Source organism: Shewanella sp. ECSMB14101, from assembly GCF_000773485.1.
GTDB classification, from domain to species: domain Bacteria; phylum Pseudomonadota; class Gammaproteobacteria; order Enterobacterales; family Shewanellaceae; genus Shewanella; species Shewanella marisflavi.
This window is the reverse complement of record NZ_JSFF01000003.1, coordinates 145946-165914: the sequence shown is the minus strand read 5'-3', so window position 1 is coordinate 165914 and position 19969 is coordinate 145946. Positions and strand designations below refer to the sequence as shown.

16 protein-coding genes and 14 tRNA genes are annotated in these 19969 nt (G+C 48.6%); 24 read left to right on the top strand and 6 right to left on the bottom strand.

Annotated elements, in window-relative coordinates:
* Positions 1 to 34: 34 nt before the first annotated feature.
* The gene (smrA, locus tag NY07_RS04415) at positions 35 to 625 is read right to left on the bottom strand and encodes a DNA endonuclease SmrA (RefSeq protein ID WP_033538127.1); all 591 of its coding nucleotides are present in this window, start codon (positions 623 to 625) and stop codon (positions 35 to 37) included.
* A 336-nt stretch (positions 626 to 961) separates the two neighbouring features.
* On the opposite strand from smrA, the gene NY07_RS04410 reads away from it, so the two are divergent.
* Together NY07_RS04410 and NY07_RS04405 are read left to right on the top strand one after the other, a co-directional pair.
* Entirely contained in the window at positions 962 to 1528 is a 567-nt protein-coding gene (locus NY07_RS04410; protein ID WP_033538126.1) for a YybH family protein, read from the top strand.
* Complete coding sequence (locus NY07_RS04405; protein ID WP_052125489.1) at positions 1521 to 2000, top strand: YchJ family protein; 480 nt, start codon at positions 1521 to 1523, stop codon at positions 1998 to 2000. Before NY07_RS04410 ends, NY07_RS04405 begins: the two co-directional genes overlap by 8 nt.
* Positions 2001 to 2024: 24 nt before the next feature.
* Here NY07_RS04405 and NY07_RS04400 read toward each other — a convergent pair whose 3' ends face one another.
* The 3 genes from NY07_RS04400 to NY07_RS04390 form a co-directional block, all read right to left on the bottom strand.
* On the bottom strand, positions 2025 to 4187 hold the full coding sequence (locus tag NY07_RS04400) for a putative bifunctional diguanylate cyclase/phosphodiesterase (RefSeq protein ID WP_033538125.1): 2163 nt from the start codon (positions 4185 to 4187) through the stop codon (positions 2025 to 2027).
* 150 nt (positions 4188 to 4337) lie between these two features.
* On the bottom strand, positions 4338 to 4625 hold the full coding sequence (locus NY07_RS04395; protein ID WP_033538124.1) for a DUF406 family protein: 288 nt from the start codon (positions 4623 to 4625) through the stop codon (positions 4338 to 4340).
* Between the two features lie 91 nt (positions 4626 to 4716).
* Positions 4717 to 5205: a VC2046/SO_2500 family protein gene (locus NY07_RS04390; protein WP_033538123.1), complete on the bottom strand. Its 489-nt coding sequence runs from the start codon at positions 5203 to 5205 to the stop codon at positions 4717 to 4719.
* Positions 5206 to 5330: 125 nt separating this feature from the next.
* Here NY07_RS04390 and NY07_RS04385 point away from each other — a divergent pair.
* The 7 genes from NY07_RS04385 (at position 5331) to NY07_RS04355 (ending at position 7251) form a co-directional block, all read left to right on the top strand.
* Positions 5331 to 5415, top strand: a tRNA-Tyr gene (locus tag NY07_RS04385).
* 31 nt (positions 5416 to 5446) lie between these two features.
* Positions 5447 to 5531 (top strand) — tRNA-Tyr (locus tag NY07_RS04380).
* Positions 5532 to 5562: 31 nt separating this feature from the next.
* Positions 5563 to 5647: transfer RNA gene (locus NY07_RS04375), tRNA-Tyr, on the top strand.
* Between the two features lie 31 nt (positions 5648 to 5678).
* A tRNA-Tyr gene (locus NY07_RS04370) sits at positions 5679 to 5763 on the top strand.
* A 31-nt stretch (positions 5764 to 5794) separates the two neighbouring features.
* Positions 5795 to 5879 (top strand) — tRNA-Tyr (locus NY07_RS04365).
* 41 nt (positions 5880 to 5920) lie between these two features.
* Positions 5921 to 6005, top strand: a tRNA-Tyr gene (locus NY07_RS04360).
* Between the two features lie 184 nt (positions 6006 to 6189).
* The gene (locus tag NY07_RS04355; RefSeq protein WP_033538122.1) at positions 6190 to 7251 is read left to right on the top strand and encodes a PLP-dependent cysteine synthase family protein; all 1062 of its coding nucleotides are present in this window, start codon (positions 6190 to 6192) and stop codon (positions 7249 to 7251) included.
* An 83-nt stretch (positions 7252 to 7334) separates the two neighbouring features.
* Here the strand turns inward: NY07_RS04355 and queE are convergent, their stop codons facing one another.
* On the bottom strand, positions 7335 to 8003 hold the full coding sequence (queE, locus tag NY07_RS04350) for a 7-carboxy-7-deazaguanine synthase QueE (protein ID WP_033538121.1): 669 nt from the start codon (positions 8001 to 8003) through the stop codon (positions 7335 to 7337).
* A gap of 183 nt (positions 8004 to 8186) precedes the next feature.
* On the opposite strand from queE, the gene queC reads away from it, so the two are divergent.
* Together queC and rrtA are read left to right on the top strand one after the other, a co-directional pair.
* Complete coding sequence (gene queC / locus NY07_RS04345; RefSeq protein ID WP_033538120.1) at positions 8187 to 8870, top strand: 7-cyano-7-deazaguanine synthase QueC; 684 nt, start codon at positions 8187 to 8189, stop codon at positions 8868 to 8870.
* Positions 8864 to 9448, top strand: coding sequence for a rhombosortase (gene rrtA / locus NY07_RS04340; RefSeq protein ID WP_033538119.1), 585 nt, complete (start codon positions 8864 to 8866; stop codon positions 9446 to 9448). The genes queC and rrtA overlap by 7 nt, the downstream gene beginning before the upstream one ends.
* Before the next feature lie 129 nt (positions 9449 to 9577).
* Here the strand turns inward: rrtA and uvrB are convergent, their stop codons facing one another.
* The gene (uvrB, locus tag NY07_RS04335) at positions 9578 to 11596 is read right to left on the bottom strand and encodes an excinuclease ABC subunit UvrB (RefSeq protein WP_033538118.1); all 2019 of its coding nucleotides are present in this window, start codon (positions 11594 to 11596) and stop codon (positions 9578 to 9580) included.
* A gap of 745 nt (positions 11597 to 12341) precedes the next feature.
* Between uvrB and NY07_RS04330 the strand changes: the two genes are divergently transcribed.
* The 13 genes from NY07_RS04330 to rsxD all read left to right on the top strand — a co-directional run bounded on the left by NY07_RS04330 (position 12342) and on the right by rsxD (position 19958).
* Positions 12342 to 12417 (top strand) — tRNA-Asn (locus NY07_RS04330).
* 38 nt (positions 12418 to 12455) lie between these two features.
* A tRNA-Asn gene (locus NY07_RS04325) sits at positions 12456 to 12531 on the top strand.
* A 25-nt stretch (positions 12532 to 12556) separates the two neighbouring features.
* Positions 12557 to 12632 (top strand) — tRNA-Asn (locus NY07_RS04320).
* Positions 12633 to 12663: 31 nt separating this feature from the next.
* Positions 12664 to 12739, top strand: a tRNA-Asn gene (locus tag NY07_RS04315).
* 38 nt (positions 12740 to 12777) lie between these two features.
* Positions 12778 to 12853, top strand: a tRNA-Asn gene (locus NY07_RS04310).
* A gap of 25 nt (positions 12854 to 12878) precedes the next feature.
* Positions 12879 to 12954, top strand: a tRNA-Asn gene (locus tag NY07_RS04305).
* A gap of 31 nt (positions 12955 to 12985) precedes the next feature.
* Positions 12986 to 13061 (top strand) — tRNA-Asn (locus NY07_RS04300).
* Between the two features lie 26 nt (positions 13062 to 13087).
* Positions 13088 to 13163, top strand: a tRNA-Asn gene (locus tag NY07_RS04295).
* A gap of 115 nt (positions 13164 to 13278) precedes the next feature.
* Positions 13279 to 15207, top strand: a complete 1929-nt coding sequence (locus NY07_RS04290; RefSeq protein WP_033538117.1) for an EAL domain-containing protein — start codon at positions 13279 to 13281, stop codon at positions 15205 to 15207.
* Positions 15208 to 15290: 83 nt separating this feature from the next.
* Positions 15291 to 15869 (top strand): electron transport complex subunit RsxA, encoded by a 579-nt coding sequence (rsxA, locus tag NY07_RS04285; protein WP_033538116.1) that lies wholly within the window; start codon positions 15291 to 15293, stop codon positions 15867 to 15869.
* 2 nt (positions 15870 to 15871) lie between these two features.
* Positions 15872 to 16441 (top strand): electron transport complex subunit RsxB, encoded by a 570-nt coding sequence (gene rsxB, locus NY07_RS04280; protein WP_033538115.1) that lies wholly within the window; start codon positions 15872 to 15874, stop codon positions 16439 to 16441.
* Positions 16435 to 18903, top strand: coding sequence for an electron transport complex subunit RsxC (gene rsxC / locus NY07_RS04275; RefSeq protein ID WP_033538114.1), 2469 nt, complete (start codon positions 16435 to 16437; stop codon positions 18901 to 18903). Before rsxB ends, rsxC begins: the two co-directional genes overlap by 7 nt.
* A gap of 2 nt (positions 18904 to 18905) precedes the next feature.
* Complete coding sequence (rsxD, locus tag NY07_RS04270) at positions 18906 to 19958, top strand: electron transport complex subunit RsxD (RefSeq protein WP_033538113.1); 1053 nt, start codon at positions 18906 to 18908, stop codon at positions 19956 to 19958.
* The last annotated feature ends 11 nt before the right edge of the window (positions 19959 to 19969 follow it).

Here is a 19969-nt window from a genome sequence, read left to right as displayed (position 1 = left end):
AAATCACCTTTCTTAAGGTGATTTTTTTATGCCATCAAGCCCATCTATGTTGACCTTTTTGATGCTGCTCGGCCGTTTCTAGCTTATCTTGACTAGATTTGGCCAACATCACCATCATGGCCCCAGCACCGCCCCAGATTTTAGGCGCTGAATGAAAAGCCTGCACCCCTTGGATCTCTTCCAGCCAGGCAGTAACACAAGACTTGAGTTTCGCCGGAAATGGCTGGTTATTCACACCAGTACCATGGATCACTATGAGGGCACGAAACCCTGCCTGTTGGCTATTCACCACAAAATCATACAAGAGTTCGCGTGCTCTAGGCAGAGCTATCCCTTTAAGGTCTAGGTCGGCCTGCACCTCATATTTACCCTGGCGAAATAACTTAAACACCTGGCCCTGGACGCCTTCCTTTTTAACGCTTACGACGGCATCCGGCGCGATGGGCATGATCTCAGCCAGATCGAGCGACAACTTATCTAAGGCCAAACGGCGCTGCGCCGCCTGATGGCGTAGTTGATCGCTGTGCTGATTATTTGCACCATGCAGCGTCGCTACTTGGCTCGACTTTAATGGCTTAACCCCTTGCATCGAAGCGAGAAAAAGTGCGCTATCATCTTCACTCATACCCTATTCCCCCACTTCATCTATGTGACCAGTGCCCAGTTGACTCTCACATACGCTATTACAACAGAAAGTATCCGTATACTGATTCCAAAACTCAAGCCAGACAGCACTTACAGATTCTGAATGCTTCAAATTTAGCCTCTGTTTATGCCGAAAACTCGCAGCTACAAGATCTTTTACATCAAGACCAATACACATTTAAAGCAGCTAACTGACGCTTTATGTTGAAAAAAAAAGCATTGAGTAGTAGATACACAATTTGTTAAGAACTAAAACTTTCGCATCATTAGGGCTTAGATTATAGTGAGCCTAGTATTAGCAGAAGCGTGTAGCTAAATGAAACTCCTCAAATTTGTCCTTGTCGTTGGTCTGTGTGTTATCAATTTCAACACTCTCGCCCAAAATAACGACAACGACGCGTTAAATCACTTTTATAAGCAGTTCAGCATGGCTTTTGAACAGCTCGATGTCGAGGTGATCCAAGATATCTACGCCGAAAATGCTTGCTATATTCCTGAACAACAAAATAAAGAGATAACCATGGGGCGAGACAACATCATAGCCCTGTACAAGCGATTCTTCGGTAAAATTAAGCACAAGAATGCTCATATCGAGGTGGATTTTCGCGTTATCGAACGTCAGTTAGCACAAGAGCAAGCCACGGATGTCGGCTATTATCTGATCCGTTTCTACCCGCCAAAAGAGACCGAAGAGCCAGTCAGCGAGTTTGCCGGTAAGTTCGTGATCGTTTCTAAGAAAAAAGAAGATGGCAAATGGTATCTTACCGTTGATACCAACAATCGTTCAGAGCCCTCTTTCTATTACAGTGCCAAGCCTTTGCCAAACCTCTACTATGGCCGCCAATTTTCGACTTTAACCGAGCAAGACAGCAAACATGATTGACCCTTCACTCCCTTGTCCTTGCGGCAGGAAACTGACTGAACGCCTTTTAAGTTATCAAGAATGCTGTTTGCCATACCACCAAGGTCAATTAGCACCCGATCCAGAAAGCCTGATGCGCAGTCGCTATAGCGCTTTTGTGTTAAAACAGCATCAGTACCTGATCGACACTCACCATCCCGATCACCTTAATGGTTTAAGTGTGCAGATCTTAGATGAGGATAATCATACAAAATGGTTGGGGTTGAGCGTCGCTAAAAGTCGTGTTGAACAAGACAGTGGTCTAGTAGAGTTTCAAGCCTGGTATCAAACCGAGGAAGGTATAGATGCCATTCACGAACGCTCCTCTTTTGTCAAACAGTCGGGACGTTGGTGGTACACCCAAGGAAAGCAATTCGCCCCCATATACCCGGGACGTAATGACCCTTGTATCTGCAATAGTGGTAAAAAGTTTAAGCAGTGTTGCCGAGGCTAAAAACGCTTTGGCGCCTATTAAGCCCTAGTGGTACTCAGTCGCAGCGTTACGTTTCAAAAATTGACTGAACTCAGCTTCTCTTAGCGCCGGACTGTAGAGGAATCCTTGGGCTTGATGACAACTTAACGCCGACAAGAAGGTTTCCTGCTCCGCCGTCTCAACCCCTTCAGCGGTGAGTGAAATATTTAATGCTTTAGCCATGGCTATGATGGCACTAACGATTTCACGACTTTCACGGCTCACATTCAAATCTGAAATAAAAGATCTATCTATCTTCAACTTAGAGATCGGGAACTGTTTAAGGTAGCGCATAGAGCTATAACCCGTCCCAAAATCATCGATAGCCAAGCCAACCCCAAGCTCTGCCAATTCTTTACACAGATGAGTGGCGTACACGACATCGTCCATTAATTCTGTTTCGGTGATCTCCAGGATCAAGCTGTTGGGTCGAATGCGATAACGTGTCACCAACTCCCACACCTGATCATAGAGTTGAGTGCTGAAAAACTGTCGAGCGGAAACGTTAACGTGCATTGAAATATTGATGTTGTGATGCTGCCATAGGTTAAGTTGACGGCAGGCGGCTTCGAGCACCCATTCGCCTATCGCAGCGATCATTCCCGTTTGCTCGGCAATATCGATAAAAGCACCAGGATACAACACCCCTTTCTTGGGATGATGCCAGCGGATCAAGGCCTCTGCACCTATATAAGCTTGACGGCCAAGATCTTTAAGAGGTTGATAATAAAGTTCAAACTCTCTATTTTTAAGGGCTGCTTGAAGTTCTCGCTCAATTTGGGCGTCTTCTTTGAAGGTATTAAGCAAGGCGTGATTAAAGATCTGTACTGCGTTGCCCTGTTTCTTCTTCGCGTACTGTACGGCAATATCGGCGCAAGTAAGCGCCGAGAAACCCGCCTCTAAGGCATCTATGTCAACCACGGACAACGCAGGTTTAGCCTCAAAAGACTCTACCCCAACCTGTACCGGTAAGCTAAGTTGGTGATAAAGGCGCTTGATGGCGTAATCAAGACTCTGCTCGTCTTCAATGCCCTCGACCACCAAAGCAAACTCATCGCTGCCTACCCTTGCCATGAGTTCAGCCTTTTTAACGCTACCGAAGTGTTTGATTCGTCTACCGATCTCTATCAGCAAACTGTCGCCTTTTTTGTGACCATAGGTATCGTTAAACCGCTTAAATCCCCTAAGATCGATCAGCATCAGATGGCCGTGTTGGACTCTTTCCAGTGCTCTATTGAAATAACTACGATTATAAAGACCGGTTAAAGCACATCGCCAGGCCAAGCGTTCGAGTTCATTTTGTTGTTGTAGCTCTTCTGTACAATCTTCGGCAGTTACCAAGGCATAGTGATTGCCTCTGGGCGTGGTAAAGGGGCGTACCCTATAACGCAACCAATAGCTTTCACCATCACGACGAACCAACTGAGTGTTACCTTTAGTGATCTTCCCCTGTTTTACTTGGGCTAATACCGTCTCAGCTTGAGTCGGTGATTGCTTAAAGAAGTCCAGCGAGGATATTGGCTTGCCCAATATCTGTTGTTTCAGCTCACCCGAAATAGATTGATAGGCTTCATTAACATATTCAATTTTATTAGTGGCAAGATTAACCACCATGCTGATCTGTTCAGACTGTTCAATCGCCTTAACAAAAAGACTGAGGCGTTCATCAGTCTCGTAGGCTCTTTGAGTCGCTAGGGTCAAGGCGAGTTGATCGGCCACTTGTGAAGCGACATGGATTTGACTGTCTTGCCATTGGTGAGCAGTACTAGACTCAAGAAACAGAACGCCCTCTAAATGGCCATTGATACGAATAGCCACATCAAGATGAGAAACCAATTCATTATCGAAGAAATAGCGGTTAAGTTCATCGACGCGGCTGTCGAGATTGACATCGACGACATCTATGATGCGGCGCAGCTTTAATTCATTAAGATAGGCAGTGCAGTGACTGGGGACAGGACGTAGAGCTGATAGACTTTGATCGCCTTGCGCGATGAGTTGTGTGGTGTCGTTATCGACATCAAATAAACATACGCCAACACGTTCAACCGCTAACGATTGACTTAAGAGACGACAAGCTAACTCGGCCGTCTCTTTAAACTGACCTTCTTGCTTTTCGGTCGAATTGACTATGATTTCGAGCAAATGCTGAAATTGGCGTTTGATCATAACATCCTACAGCCGATAACAAGGTTATCGAGGTAAAAAAACTGCCCTGAGCAGCACAAATACAAACATTGTTGTTATTTTTAATAAGAATATTCTGTGAACATTACACGAACAAGTTACTCACTAGCAAGCCAAAATCAGCAAATTCTCTTACAACCCATGTTCTAGCTGAAAAATCATTTTCTCTGCGCTGTAGCCGAACGTAAGCGTCAGTTGCTGACCATCATCTAGTGTCGTCATTTCACTTACCACACCATCAAAACGTGCTTTAGCAGCGTCGGCAAGCTTCTGTAATTCTGCCTGGGCATTCTCTCCTTGACGGTTTAATGTCAGTACAGTGTCAAACTCATCGATCACCGCGCCGATGTCGGCGTAACTGCCGCAATCGGTACATGTATCGTTCACCAATTCCGATTGTCCTTCTTGAATCTTTTTCATGCTGACTTCTACCTATTAAATTATGGAAAAATGCTTAATGCTAAACATGACAACGCACGATATAGCAAAAGCAAGTCGTCTGCACTTAAGACTATGCCAAAATGTCACCTAACGCACGTTGCTTCACAATCTGCTCAGTAAAATGCGGTAACTCAAGCAGATGCGCATCAACCGTTAGCTCTCCATGAAAACGTGCAGCCGTAATAGGATCACAGTTGGCCAACACCTCTTGCATCGCCAGCGGATCACGACCACGGTGTACTAAAGGTTCAGGAGATAAATATTGCTGCAGATGAAAACCGCTTAAACCAGCCTGATGAAATGCGCCGCTATTGTCGCAATCAATTCCTTTATGCAACTCACTCGTTAACGCTTGTGGCTCTGGAAGATCAAATTGACGTTTTAACTTTGCCTCGCTGTCTAAGTCCGCCCCATCAAGATGAAACTGTGCCAGATCTCTAGCGTCGCTCGACAACATCGCCAGAAGCAGGCCAAACTCACCGCGGCGATGCTCGGTCACCGCCTGATTAAGACGTGACCCTAAATGATTTTCGTTGATTAACAACTGACTAGTTCGCATAAAAAAACATCAATAAAACAGCTCGTTGCTATTTAATCGACCGCTTGCGACATAACTTTAGCAATTATTTCAAATAGGGACTTTACAGCGGCGGCGTTTCTGACTACTATTGCCGCCGCAATTGAGGAGGGGTTCCCGAGTGGCCAAAGGGATCAGACTGTAAATCTGACGGCTCAGCCTTCGAAGGTTCGAATCCTTCTCCCTCCACCATTTGCCTACAATGTAATAAAGAGATATTCGTGGAGGGGTTCCCGAGTGGCCAAAGGGATCAGACTGTAAATCTGACGGCTCAGCCTTCGAAGGTTCGAATCCTTCTCCCTCCACCATTTGCCTACAATGTAATAAAGAGATATTTGTGGAGGGGTTCCCGAGTGGCCAAAGGGATCAGACTGTAAATCTGACGGCTCAGCCTTCGAAGGTTCGAATCCTTCTCCCTCCACCATTTGCCTACAATGTAATAAAGAGATATTTGTGGAGGGGTTCCCGAGTGGCCAAAGGGATCAGACTGTAAATCTGACGGCTCAGCCTTCGAAGGTTCGAATCCTTCTCCCTCCACCATTTGCCTACAATGTAATAAAGAGATATTCGTGGAGGGGTTCCCGAGTGGCCAAAGGGATCAGACTGTAAATCTGACGGCTCAGCCTTCGAAGGTTCGAATCCTTCTCCCTCCACCATCTTTATCTTTCTTATTAAATTGTGATTCTGCGTTATCTGTGGAGGGGTTCCCGAGTGGCCAAAGGGATCAGACTGTAAATCTGACGGCTCAGCCTTCGAAGGTTCGAATCCTTCTCCCTCCACCATTTTTTCCTTTCCTGTTGATTCAAAAATCAAATTTCTATCAAATTCCTAAGCTAATTTCATCGATTACAGTAAGCCATATTAGATCTGATGTACCTAGTCGCATTTCTATTCGATTCCCCTTTTCGTTATAATTTATTTCGTTAAGCTATAACGACTAACCGCTCAAAAACCTCTGGAGCAAGAATGGAACAAAATTGGGTCAATCAGGCCATCGCTAAAATCGAGGCCGACTACCAGCGCAGCGCAGACACTCATCTCATCAAGTTAGATCTGCCTATGTTGCCGGGCATCGACATCTACCTAAAAGATGAAAGTACCCACCCGACAGGCAGCTTAAAGCATCGTCTGGCCAGATCTCTGTTTCTCTATGCCCTATGTAACGGTTGGATCACCAAACATACCCCCATCATAGAGTCTTCATCGGGAAGCACTGCTGTCTCAGAAGCATATTTTGCTCGCCTGCTGGGACTGCCATTTATCGCCGTGATGCCCGCCTCCACGGCCAAGAAAAAGATCCAGCAGATCGAGTTTTACGGCGGCCGGTGTCATTTTGTCGGACATTCCAGTCAAATTTATGCCGAATCCCAGCGTCTGGCAGACGAGTTATCTGGTCACTATATGGACCAATTCACCTACGCCGAGCGTGCTACCGATTGGCGCGGCAACAATAATATTGCTAACTCTATCTTCGAGCAGATGCAAAGGGAGCCCCACCCGGTACCCAATTGGATCGTCATGAGCCCAGGCACTGGCGGCACATCGGCGACGATAGGCCGCTACATTCGTTATCAGCGCGCCGACACTAAGCTCTGTGTCGTCGATCCAGAAAACTCGGTATTCTATGACTATTTCCATAGCGGCGACGCAAGCATTAGTTGCGCCAACGCCAGCCGTATCGAAGGCATAGGCCGCCCCAGAGCCGAACCCTCATTCATTCCGGGGGTGGTCGATCACATGGTCAAGATAGATGATAGTGCCTCGATCGCCACCATCTATTGGCTAGAACGCTTGATTGGTCGCAAAGCTGGCCCCTCTACCGGGACTAATCTTTATGGCGCCTTGCAACTAGCCAGTGAGATGCATAGCCAAGGTCAAAGCGGGTCTATAGTGACCCTGTTGTGTGATGCGGGCGAGCGCTACCTGGACACTTACTACGACAGCGAGTGGGTCTCAAGCCACATAGGCGATATCAAATACTATGAAGACAAGCTCGCCGAGTTTAACCACACGGGTCGACTTGATTAATCTGCTGTGGCTAACAATGATTTGAATAGAAAAGTTGGCGGGTAAGAGATTGACGGTGCACACCACCGTCAATCTTGATGAGGTTAATCGATATTGAGATACTTATGGGTCTGTATCGATAAACGCCAATTTCGCTCGATACACACTTTCATCGCCAACTCAGTGGCGCGCGGCTTCTGGCTTATGGGCTGCAGGCAGATAGTCTTACCCAGGGTATCGACCCCCTTTAATAGCTCATCAAGCTCTTCAATATGCGATGCCTTAGCCACAGGGTGTTTGATCTCATCGGCACGCTCTAACGCCTGCTCAAGGACCTTGAAGCCCCCTTTCATGTTGACCTTAGGAGAAACCGTCACCCAGGCTCTGGGATCAACCAGCACATCGAAAGTGCCACTGGTCTCGATTTGACATTGTAGCCCCGCATCTGCCAAAGATTGCGTGAGAGCGGTGAGATCATAGATACAAGGCTCGCCGCCGGTGATCACCACATGCTTTGCACTAAAGCCCTGCACCTTAAAGTGCATCAGTAACTCTCTGGCATCCAGTTCGGCCCAGCGGCCTATGGTACCGTCTACCTGAATCACCTGTTCAGAAGAGACTCGGTTTTCAGCCAAGGTTTCCCAGGTATGTTTGGTATCACACCAAGAACACCCCACAGGGCAACCTTGCAGGCGCACAAATATCGCAGGCACCCCGGTGTAAACCCCTTCACCTTGGATGGTTTCGAAAACTTCATTGACCGGATACTTCATCTTTAACCTCGTCGCTTTGGGGCGGCTTTTATAGAAGATTTTGCCCCTACAAGCAAGTATAACCCCATTAATTCATCGAGGATTCCTGAATTTACCGCTAAATACCAACGAACCGGCCAAGAAAATTTGCATGACCTTACGGGTCAGTTAAACTATCGGAAAATTTTTTATCGGACCCATAAAATGTCTAAAGCCGTTGTTGTATTTAGTGGCGGGCAAGATTCCACCACCTGTTTAATCCAAGCACTCAGCCAATATGATGAGGTGCATGCCGTGACCTTCGATTATGGCCAGCGGCACAGTCAAGAGATAGAAACCGCCAAACAATTGGGGCAGCAGCTTAATGTCGCCAGTCACAAGATACTGGATGTCACTGTACTGAATGAATTGGCTATCTCGGCCCTGACACGAGATGCGATTCCGGTATCTAATGAGCTGATGGATAATGGTTTACCCAACACTTTCGTGCCGGGTCGTAATATCCTGTTTCTAACGCTCGCCGGGATCTACGCCTATCAGCTTGGTGCCGAGAGTGTCATTACTGGTGTTTGCGAAACCGATTTCTCTGGTTATCCAGACTGCCGCGATCAATTTATCAAGGCGATGCAATCGGCGCTTGAACTGGGCATGGATAGAGAACTTAAGCTGGTCACCCCCTTGATGTGGCTCAATAAGGCCCAAACATGGGCACTGGCCGACAAGTATCATCAGCTTGAGCTGGTGCGCGACCAGACGCTGACCTGCTATAACGGTATTCTGGGCAGCGGTTGCGGTACCTGCCCAGCCTGCCTCTTGAGAGCCAAAGGGCTGCAAGATTATCTCGACGATAAAGAGACAGTCATGGCGCAGTTGGACGCATCATGTTAGCTCGCCTGACGTCACGCGCCACGCCCTATGGTGTGGTGCTGGCCATAAGCATACTGTGTGCCCTGCTCTATTTTCTGCAACTGGACGCCACACTGGCCTTTCGCCGCACCGCTATCGCCCATGGCGAGTGGTGGCGCCTGTTAACGGGCAACCTGCTACACACCAATCATTGGCACCTGCTGATGAATCTTGGCGGCCTCTGGGTGATCAGTTTCCTGCACGAAAATCATTACCGCGCCGGTAACTTCACTTTATTATTTTGCCTGCTCTGCCTGTTACAGGGGCTGGCTCTCTATTGGTTTTACCCAACCCTTAGCGGCTATGTGGGGCTAAGTGGCATGTTGCACGGTCTGTTTGCTTATGGCGCGCTGAAAGATATCCAGATGAAGATCCGCTCTGGTTATCTATTATTTGCTGGGGTCTGTGCCAAGGTAGCCTATGAACAGTACTATGGCGCGACCGATCAGATCACCAAATTGATCGACGCTAGGGTCGCCACCGAGGCGCACCTGGTAGGCGTGGTCAGCGGTATCTTACTATTCCTGCTATTGCGCCAGATAAGGCGTTTCGCCCGTTAATCCTACGGGCAGATCTCGCTGGACATGGCCTCAATAGGGGCGATGAAAAAGGCTAACCTGAGGTTAGCCTTTTTCATCTCCGGCGTGCTTTAAGCCCACTCAAACCTTGGAGGCCTAAACCTTAACCGCTTAAGCCTTAATCAGAGCTTCGCGCAACGCCAATACTTCGTCTCGCAGCGCCGCCGCCTGCTCAAACTCAAGATCTCTGGCGTGCTGATGCATACGTTTTTCCAGCTCATCGATCTGGTGACTGAGGCTCGCGGCATCTTGCTTAGCATAGGTCGTGCGTGACTCGGCCACTTTATGATATTTCGGCAGCACCTTAGCCGTATGCTCGTTATGACCACCAAGATCCATCACATCGGCGATCTTTTTCGATACCCCTTTAGGCGTTATACCATTGGCCTGATTGAATTTATGCTGCTTCTCTCTACGCCGCTCGGTTTCCCCTATCGCCTTGGCCATCGACTTAGTCACCTTATCACCGTAGAGGATAACCTTACCGTTAACGTTACGCGCCGCTCGGCCAATGGTCTGAATCAATGAACGTTCAGAGCGCAAGAAGCCCTCTTTGTCGGCGTCCAATATGCACACCAACGACACTTCTGGCATATCCAAACCTTCCCTGAGTAGGTTAATCCCCACGAGCACATCAAATACCCCAAGACGCAGATCGCGAATGATCTCGACCCGCTCTACAGTATCTATATCTGAATGCAGATAGCGTACCTTAACCCCATGTTCGTCCAGGTACTCGGTGAGATCCTCAGCCATACGTTTGGTCAAAGTCGTCACCAACACCCTCTCGTTAACCGCCACACGTTTATTCGCCTCAGACAAGAGATCGTCAACCTGAATCGCCACAGGCCTCACTTCAATCTCTGGATCCAGCAGCCCGGTAGGACGGACCACCTGCTCGGCGATCTCCCCTTCACTCTTATCGAGTTCATATTGCGCAGGCGTCGCCGACACAAAAATAGTCTGGGGCATTAACGACTCGAACTCTTCAAACTTAAGCGGGCGATTGTCTAATGCCGAGGGTAAACGAAAACCATATTCCACCAGGTTCATCTTGCGCGACCTGTCGCCTTTATACATGGCGCCAATCTGAGGCACAGTCACATGAGACTCATCCAGGATCAGCAAACCATCTGCCGGCAGATAATCAAGCAGGGTTGGTGGCCCCTCGCCTGGACGTCGACCCGACAGGTAACGTGAGTAGTTTTCGATGCCGGAGCAGTAGCCTAGCTCAGTCATCATCTCGATATCATATTGCACCCGCTCCGAGATACGCTGAGCTTCGATCAACTTATTATTGTCTAGTAGATACTGTTTACGCTGTCTCAGTTCCTGCTTTATCTCCTCGGTGGCTGCGAGGATCTTCTCTCTTGGCGTCACATAGTGGGTCTTGGGGTAAACCGTGGTACGTGCGATCCGCTGTAAGATATGGCCAGTCAGTGGGTCAAAGAGACTGAGGCGGTCGATCTCATCGTCAAACAACTCAACACGGATCGCCTGCTTATCGGATTCCGCCGGGAAGATATCGATCACCTCACCACGCACCCTGAATGTGCCGCGATCTAACTCGATATCATTACGGGTATATTGCAACTCACTCAGGCGCTGAAGGATCTCGCGCTGGCCCATAAAATCGCCCTGGCGCAGATGAAGCAACATCTTCATATAAGATTCAGGGTCGCCCAAACCATAGATGGCTGAGACAGATGCGATCAGCACCACATCTTTGCGTTCCAGTAACGCCTTGGTCGCCGACAGGCGCATCTGCTCAATATGGGCGTTAACCGATGCGTCCTTTTCAATGAAGGTATTGGTCGAAGGCACATAGGCTTCGGGCTGATAATAGTCGTAATAGGAAACAAAATACTCAACGGCATTATGAGGGAAGAACTCCTTCATCTCGCCATAAAGCTGAGCCGCCAGGGTCTTGTTGGGCGCCATAATAATGGTGGGGCGCTGCATCTGCTTAATGACGTTGGCAATGGTAAAGGTCTTGCCTGAGCCCGTCACCCCCAGCAGCGTCTGACTAGCCAGGCCGGATTCGAGTCCCTCTACGAGCTGCTTGATGGCTGTAGGCTGATCGCCAGCCGGCTGATATTGAGATACGAGGTCGAACGCTGATTCACTCAATGGTGCACTCCTTTATAACAGTGCACCTATCTTAATTGACCCAAACTCATTAGCCAATTGCGAACCCTGTTTTTATTCGCAAGCAGATTTAACCAAAATAGCACCTAAACATCATCAAGTTGTCATGTAACTTTAGTACAAGGTAGAAATCTCCCCCTTTAGATTAAAAAACAGCCAAAAACCTAAGGCTAGAGCCAGATTAATACACAAGTTATCGCCTAAATCTGATTACATATTTGTAACGCCGCCACTTTTATTGCTCTACGGGGCTTGATTTTTATAAGTTATTGATAAACAGTGGCAATATTAAGAGTAGCTAAATCTCGTCATTTTAAGTACAAGTCCCAATCCATCGGGCTTTGACCGTAGGTTTTCGTCCTAACCCACAGGTTTATCCACAGATTTAGTGGATAAGTCGCGCAACCTCAGGAGAATCGCGGCTTTAGGGCTATTTAAGCGAATGGTGAGATTTCATTGATGAGATGAAATTTTACTACATTTGAAAATACGACTGTCCGACAAAAACGCTTGCCATGCCATAATCTCCGTCGAAAAATCGTTAATAGGTGATAATTTTCAGCCAGATATGGCCGCGAAATAGCCAAAATGCCCACTTAGCGATCACTATGCGCATTAGATGAGCACTTAACAGCATAATTACACTTTTTTTGCCAAGTCGAGTTGACTCGTGTGTAAGAGCGATTTAATATGCGCTCCGTCTTCAACGACGAGTCGCTTATACGATTCCCCAGTAGTTCAGTCGGTAGAACGGCGGACTGTTAATCCGTATGTCACTGGTTCAAGTCCAGTCTGGGGAGCCAAAGCGTTTATTTAAGAAGATAGTTAAGCATTATGTAGTTCCCCAGTAGTTCAGTCGGTAGAACGGCGGACTGTTAATCCGTATGTCACTGGTTCAAGTCCAGTCTGGGGAGCCAAATGTTTAACCATATAAGTATCTGTTCCCCAGTAGTTCAGTCGGTAGAACGGCGGACTGTTAATCCGTATGTCACTGGTTCAAGTCCAGTCTGGGGAGCCACTTATACTTATATAGATAGCGAAGTTTCTATTCCCCAGTAGTTCAGTCGGTAGAACGGCGGACTGTTAATCCGTATGTCACTGGTTCAAGTCCAGTCTGGGGAGCCAAAGCGTTTATTTAAGAAGATAGTTAAGCATTATGTAGTTCCCCAGTAGTTCAGTCGGTAGAACGGCGGACTGTTAATCCGTATGTCACTGGTTCAAGTCCAGTCTGGGGAGCCAAATGTTTAACCATATAAGTATCTGTTCCCCAGTAGTTCAGTCGGTAGAACGGCGGACTGTTAATCCGTATGTCACTGGTTCAAGTCCAGTCTGGGGAGCCACTTATACTTATATAGATAGCGAAGTTTCTACTCCCCTGTAGTTCAGTCGGTAGAACGGCGGACTGTTAATCCGTATGTCACTGGTTCAAGTCCAGTCTGGGGAGCCACTTCACTATCATATTCCACTAAAGATTCCCCAGTAGTTCAGTCGGTAGAACGGCGGACTGTTAATCCGTATGTCACTGGTTCAAGTCCAGTCTGGGGAGCCATCTTCTTCGTTATCCTCTCACGCTTCGTCTAAAAAATCTCATCTGCCATAAAGCGTTAGACTATCCGTTTCAAATTTAGCTAGAATGAGTAATCGATTGTCTTAGGTTACTATTTATGGGCGTTGGAAAATCAATTCATCTACTTCTTATTGCAGTTTGCCTGACCCTGATAGCAATAGGTTATCAAGGCCAAAAACAGCAGATAGTTAGGCTCGCCGACACCCAGCTTAAAGAATATCAAGCCAATCCGCTTTGGCAGCAAGCCCTCCCTGAAGATGGCAAAGCCCTCTTTGCGCTGTTAAGTAAAGAGTATGACTTTCAGTTTTTTCAATATGTGCATCAGCTAGATGGCAATCTGAATTACACCCATGGCCAGCTCATTCCAACCAGTCATGATCTTGCCACATTGCTGTTTAGCCAACTAAGAGATGACACACGGGCCCTCGCCCAGGGTAGATTGCAAGTTAAACTCGCTAGCCGCGGCATCGCAAATGACGCCGTCAATCAATTTATACGAAGCCTATATTGGATTGGTGGTACCTATTTGGTTCTTGCCCTATTGGTCTCACTCATCATACATCGCCAAAAGCGCAGTGTTCGTTACGCCGTTGAAGCACTCGATACCTTAGCTGAACTTAAGTTTGACGCCATAGCACACTCGCGTTTTAAAGGAGAGCTGAAACCCTTAGGCAAGGCCATAGAGCATTGTCGCAGCGCATTACATGAGAAATTCGATAAGATAAAAAAGGATAATGAGCAGCTCAATCGAGAAGCTTACCAAGATCCCATAACACTTTTTGGAACGCGCCCTAAATTTACCGAAAAGCTTGATGCAATCGCCAAACCAGGTAAAGACAGAATTGGGTTGATGGCGATGATCAAGGCAACCGAACTGGGACATGTCAACCAGAGTATGGGGCGGGCCGCCGGTGACGATTACCTTTCGGGTGTTGCTAACTGTATTCGTAAGGCGCTACAAGGGATCCCCAATATTGAAGCATTTCGACTCTCAAGCGCCGACTTTGCCGTGTTTATTCCCGACCTCGTCCTTAAAGATGCCCATGGGCCTTTAGAAAAGTTAAAGGCGGAATTTGATGAATTCCAGCAAACTAGCGATCTCGACGCCACCGCCTATATCGGCTTGGTTCCCTACCAGCAAGGGGGGGATGCCCTATCTCTCGTCTATATCGCCGATGCAGCCGTTAGCATAGCCCAGACCCTAGGTCCCAACAGCTATCATATTCAGGAGAAACTGACCGATGAGGAACTGATTGGCGATTCTCATTGGAAACTGGCAATCGAAGATATCATTAAACGCCGAGCGATTAAGTTTCAAGCACAGGACATTCAACCCTGCCGTGGCGCCGACAATATCTATAGCGAACTGCTGTCACGCTTTTACAGTGCTGAAGGTAAATTCCTGCCCACAGGTACAGTGATTGCCATGGCAGAACGTCATGGCCTGAGTGTCGAACTCGATAAGATCATTATCTTAAGTACATTACGTTTACTGATTGACACCCCCACGCTCACCGGCGCCTTAGGGATCAATATCAGCACCGCCTCGATGAATCAGCCAGACTTTACCGCTTGGCTCAGAGATCTCTTAGTGCGTCAGCGTCAAATCGCCTCGCGCATAGTGCTTGAGGTCAACGAGGCCGGCATGCAAGCGAATATCAGTCAGGCGCACAAATTCGTTCGCGATATGCATGGTGTTGGTGCGCGGGTCGCGGTTGAGCACTTTGGGATGGGCTTCACCTCGTTTAAATTTTTTAAAGAAGTTCGGCCAGATTTTATCAAACTCGACGGTAGTTATTCCCAATCTATCGACAGCGACGCTAACAACCGTTTCTTCGTTAAGATGATTGTCGATGTTGCCCGAAAGCAGTCAATCAAGGTGATAGCGTCCAGCATAGAACAGCAGGAAGAAAAGTTTGCCTTAGAACAACTTTTGGTCGATGGCCTACAAGGCTATTACATCGCTAAGCCTAAGCCCTTATCACCAAAGGATGAGCAAACAGCGCGCAATCAGACCGCGGGATAATTAATCCCTGCATTCTTTGTGTTGTTTATCCCGGCCGAAAGGCTGATAATAAGCGATAAATTAGATATAGATAACCCATTGAGATGAGCGAATATCTCCTCCTATTGGTCGGCACAGTGCTGGTCAATAATTTTGTATTAGTTAAATTTCTCGGTCTCTGCCCATTTATGGGCGTCTCGAGCAAGCTGGAATCAGCTATAGGGATGTCGATGGCGACAACCTTTGTGCTGACGCTTGCCTCCATTTTGAGTTATCTAGTTGATAACTATCTGCTGACACCATTTGATTTAAACTATCTGCGCACCATGGCCTTTATTCTGGTGATCGCTGTTGTAGTGCAATTTACCGAAATGCTGGTGCAAAAAACCAGTGCCTCACTCCACAGAGCGCTCGGTATCTATCTGCCCCTGATCACCACCAACTGCGCCGTTTTAGGCGTAGCTCTGCTCAACGTCAACGAGAAGCACGATTTTATCGAGTCGGCTATCTATGGTTTTGGCGCCGCAGCAGGTTTCTCGATTGTATTGATCCTCTTCTCAGCCATGCGCGAGCGACTTGCCGCCGCCGATGTGCCTATGCCTTTTAAAGGCGGTGCCATCGCTATGATCACCGCGGGACTCATGTCACTGGCCTTCATGGGCTTCACAGGTTTGGTTAATTAAGCATGAGCCAAGTTATTATTGCCATTATCCTTTTAGGATTACTCGCTCTCGCCTTTGGTGCGCTACTAGGTTACGCCGCAGAAAAATTTAAAGTCGAAGGCGATCCCATTATCGATCAGGCTGAGGCTTTGTTGCCCCAGACTCAATGTGGTCAATGCGGTTACCCAGGCTGTCGCCCATATGCCGAAGCGATAGCAAACGGTGAAAAGATCAATAAGTGTCCTCCGGGCGGCACAGCCACAATGGAAAAACTGGCCGAGCTTATGGGCGTCGACCCTGAGCCGTTAACCGCCTCGGCAGAAACTCAAGTAAAGAAGGTCGCTTTCATTCGCGAAGAGGAGTGTATCGGTTGCACCAAGTGCATTCAGGCTTGCCCTGTGGACGCGATTTTGGGCACAGGTAAACAGATGCATACTGTCATTACTGATTACTGTACCGGCTGTGATCTCTGTGTAGAGCCCTGCCCGGTCGATTGCATCGATATGATCCCTGTAGCCGAAACCCTACAAAACTGGAGCTGGCAACTCAATGCCATACCTGTGGTCAATATTAGCGAGGAATCTAAGTGTTAACCTTGTTAGAACAGATAGATAAAGGCACACTGTGGCGTATCCCCGGCGGTATTCATCCTCCAGAGCATAAATCCCTATCGAATCAAAATAAGATAACCAAACTGCCCCTTGCAGCGCACTACGTAGTACCTGTACCCGGCGTAGGCGAAACTTGCATCTTAGCCGTTAAAGTAGGTGATACTGTGGCCAAGGGCCAGGTGCTGACACAAGGTGAAGATTTCCGTCATCTGCCAGTACATGCGCCAGTCTCCGGCAAGGTGACCGCTATTGAGGCTCGCCCTAGTAATCACGCCTCTGCGCTGCCAGTATTAAGCTGTGTGATTGAAAATGACCACCAAGAGCATTGGATAGACTCGGTTCACGCCCCTTTGAGCCTCGATGACGTCGCCGAAATGGACAATCAAGCTATCTTGAGTCGTATTCAGGCTGCGGGTATTGCCGGTCTGGGAGGCGCGGCCTTCCCTACTCATATCAAACTGACTCCTGTCAGTGATATCGAACTGCTGATCATCAATGGGGTGGAATGTGAACCCTATATCACCTCAGATGACAAGCTAATGCAGGAAGAGTGCGATGAAATCATTCGCGGCATCGAGATCATCCATCAGCTACTTGGGCCAAAACGCATTATTATCGCAATAGAGGACAATAAGCCCGAAGCGATTGAACAGATAGGACACAGTCTTAACCGCAGCAAACTGCCAAGCAATTGTGCCAGAGTCGCAAAGATCCCGACCCTCTACCCTTCGGGTGGTGAAAAACAACTGATCCAGATCCTTACGGGACAGGAAGTACCATCAGGCGCCATACCCGCTAATCTGGGGATCTTGGTTCAAAACGTCGGCACCGCCTACAGTATCGCTCAAGCGGTTTATCGCAACATGCCACTGCTAGAGCGTGTTGTTACCCTCACAGGGCAAAATGTCAGCAAGCCTGGTAACTATTGGGTGCCCATAGGAACGCCTGTGGCACACTTGCTAAAGGTCTGCCAATTTAAAGGCAATTTAGATGCACCTGTGATAGTTGGTGGTCCCATGATGGGCTATATGCTACCCAATTGGGATGCGCCTATCACCAAAGGCACTAACTGCCTCTTGATGCCGAGTGAGCAAGAAATAGCGCCACAGAGTCCAGAGCAGCCTTGTATCCGCTGCGGTGAGTGTGCGGTAGCCTGCCCTGCTCAACTACTACCACAGCAGCTCTTTTGGCACGCTAAAGCGCAAGAATATGACAAGGCAGCGAGTTACAACCTAAGAGACTGTATCGAATGTGGCTGTTGCAGTTATGTCTGCCCAAGCGATATCCCCTTGGTTGAATATTACCGCGTAGCGAAATCGGCGCTAAAACAGGAAGCCGAAGAGAAGAAACAGGCCGAACTCGCCAAACAGCGCTTCGATTCCCGCACACTAAGACTCGAGCAGGAAAAGCAGGCGCGGGAAGATAAAGCAAAACAAGCGGCGGAGCGGCGCAAGACCCAGATGACAGGCTCTGATAAAGATGCTGTCGCTGCCGCCATGGCAAGGATTAAGGCGAAAAAAGCCGCTCAAGAGCAAACTCAGGCACCTGAGCCAACACAGACTGAGGCCACAGCCGCTGATAGCCCAGTGAATCCACAAGAAGTGAAACCACAAGATAAGGTCGCCGCAGCCATCGCTCGAGCCAAAGCGAAAAAGGCCCCGCAAAAAGCAGAAGCTGAACCTGCAGCAACAACGGAATCTAGCGTAACGCTAGCAAGTGGTGATAGCAGCACGGCCGCTCCGAGTCAGAAAGAGAAAGTCGCCGCAGCCATCGCCCGTGCCAAAGCGAAAAAGGCCGCGCAGCAACAGTCGCCAGCAGCTGAAATTGACCAAGAGCCGGCTCAGACAGACAAGCAGACAGCCCCTTTAAGCCAACAGGAGAAAGTCGCCGCTGCCATTGCCCGCGCCAAGGCCAAGAAGGCGCAACAGACAGGCTTAACAGAGCAGTCAAGGGAAGCGCCAACTGATACGGCTGCACCTATCGATGATGCCGAGGCGATCAAGAAAGCTAAAATCGCTGCAGCGGTCGCTAAGGCCAAGGCGAAAAAAGTCCAACAGGCGGGTTTAAACCAAGAGCAGCCAGTCGCTAACGCAGAACAAACCACTGACGAAGCGCCTGTCATTACTGATAAGCAAGTTGATTCAGTAGCAAATGTTGACGATGCCGAGGCGATCAAGAAGGCTAAAATCGCCGCAGCGGTCGCTAAAGCCAAGGCGAAGAAGGCTCAACAGGCGGGTTTAAACCAAGAGCAAACAGTCGCTAGCGCAGAACAATCCACCGACGAAGCGCCTATCATGGCTGATAAGCCAGTTGCTTCTGTAGCACCTGTTGACGATGCCGCGGCGCTCAAGAAAGCCAAAATCGCCGCTGCGGTCGCTAAAGCTAAGGCAAAGAAACTGGCAAAGGCCCAAGCTGATAACTCAACCAATGAGCACAAGGATTAACCATGGCATTTAAGTTGGCCTCATCGCCACACCTTTCAACCAAAGCACAAACCCGCGGGTTAATGTTTAAGGTCATGCTGTGTGCCCTACCGGGCGTGCTGGCCCAGTGCTACTTTTTCGGTTGGGGCACCCTGATCCAAATCGTCTTCGCCATCGGCGTAGCGCTAGCCACAGAGGCTGCGGTGTTAAAGCTACGCGGCCGCCCTGTAGGAAAAACCCTCAGCGATAATAGCGCCGCGTTAACCGGCCTACTGATCGGTGTTGCGATTCCTGCGCTTGCACCATGGTGGATTGCAGCCATTGGGGTGATCTTTGCCATCTTAGTGGTAAAGCAACTTTATGGCGGTCTTGGTAATAATATCTTTAACCCAGCCATGGCAGCCTATGTCATGCTGCTTATCTCCTTCCCGGTACAGATGACTACCTGGGTGGCCCCTAGCGGCGCCGCATTGCACGGCACAGATCTATTACTAAGCCTAAGTATTATCTTCCAAGGCGCCGATGCCGAGCAGATCCTCGCCTATCGCGCTGGGTTCGATGGCATGACCATGGCGACCCCACTGGATGCTGTGAAAACAGGTCTATCAACTGGCTTAACCATCAACGAGATCTTGCTCAAACCCAATTTTAGCGATGGCTTCGGCATCGGCTGGGCGATAATCAATCTGGCTTACCTTGCTGGCGGCCTGGTAATGCTGAAACTCAAATTGATCCGTTGGCAGATCAGTACGGCAATTCTTGCCAGCCTGTTTATCTGTGCAAGCATAGGTTATCTGTTAAGCCCTGATACCCATATGGGCCCCTTATTACACTTGTTCTCCGGCGCCACTATGCTAGCGGCTTTCTTCATTGCCACAGATCCCGTTACAGCCGCAACCAGCACCCGTGGACGCTTAATATTCGGCGCGCTCATCGGTCTTTTGGTCTACGTGATACGTAGCTTTGGCGGTTACCCGGATGCCTTTGCCTTTGCTGTGCTGCTGGCAAACCTGTGCGCGCCCTTTATCGATTACTATGTCAAACCCCGTGCCTATGGCCACAGAGCTAGCCACTAAGCCCACGGCAG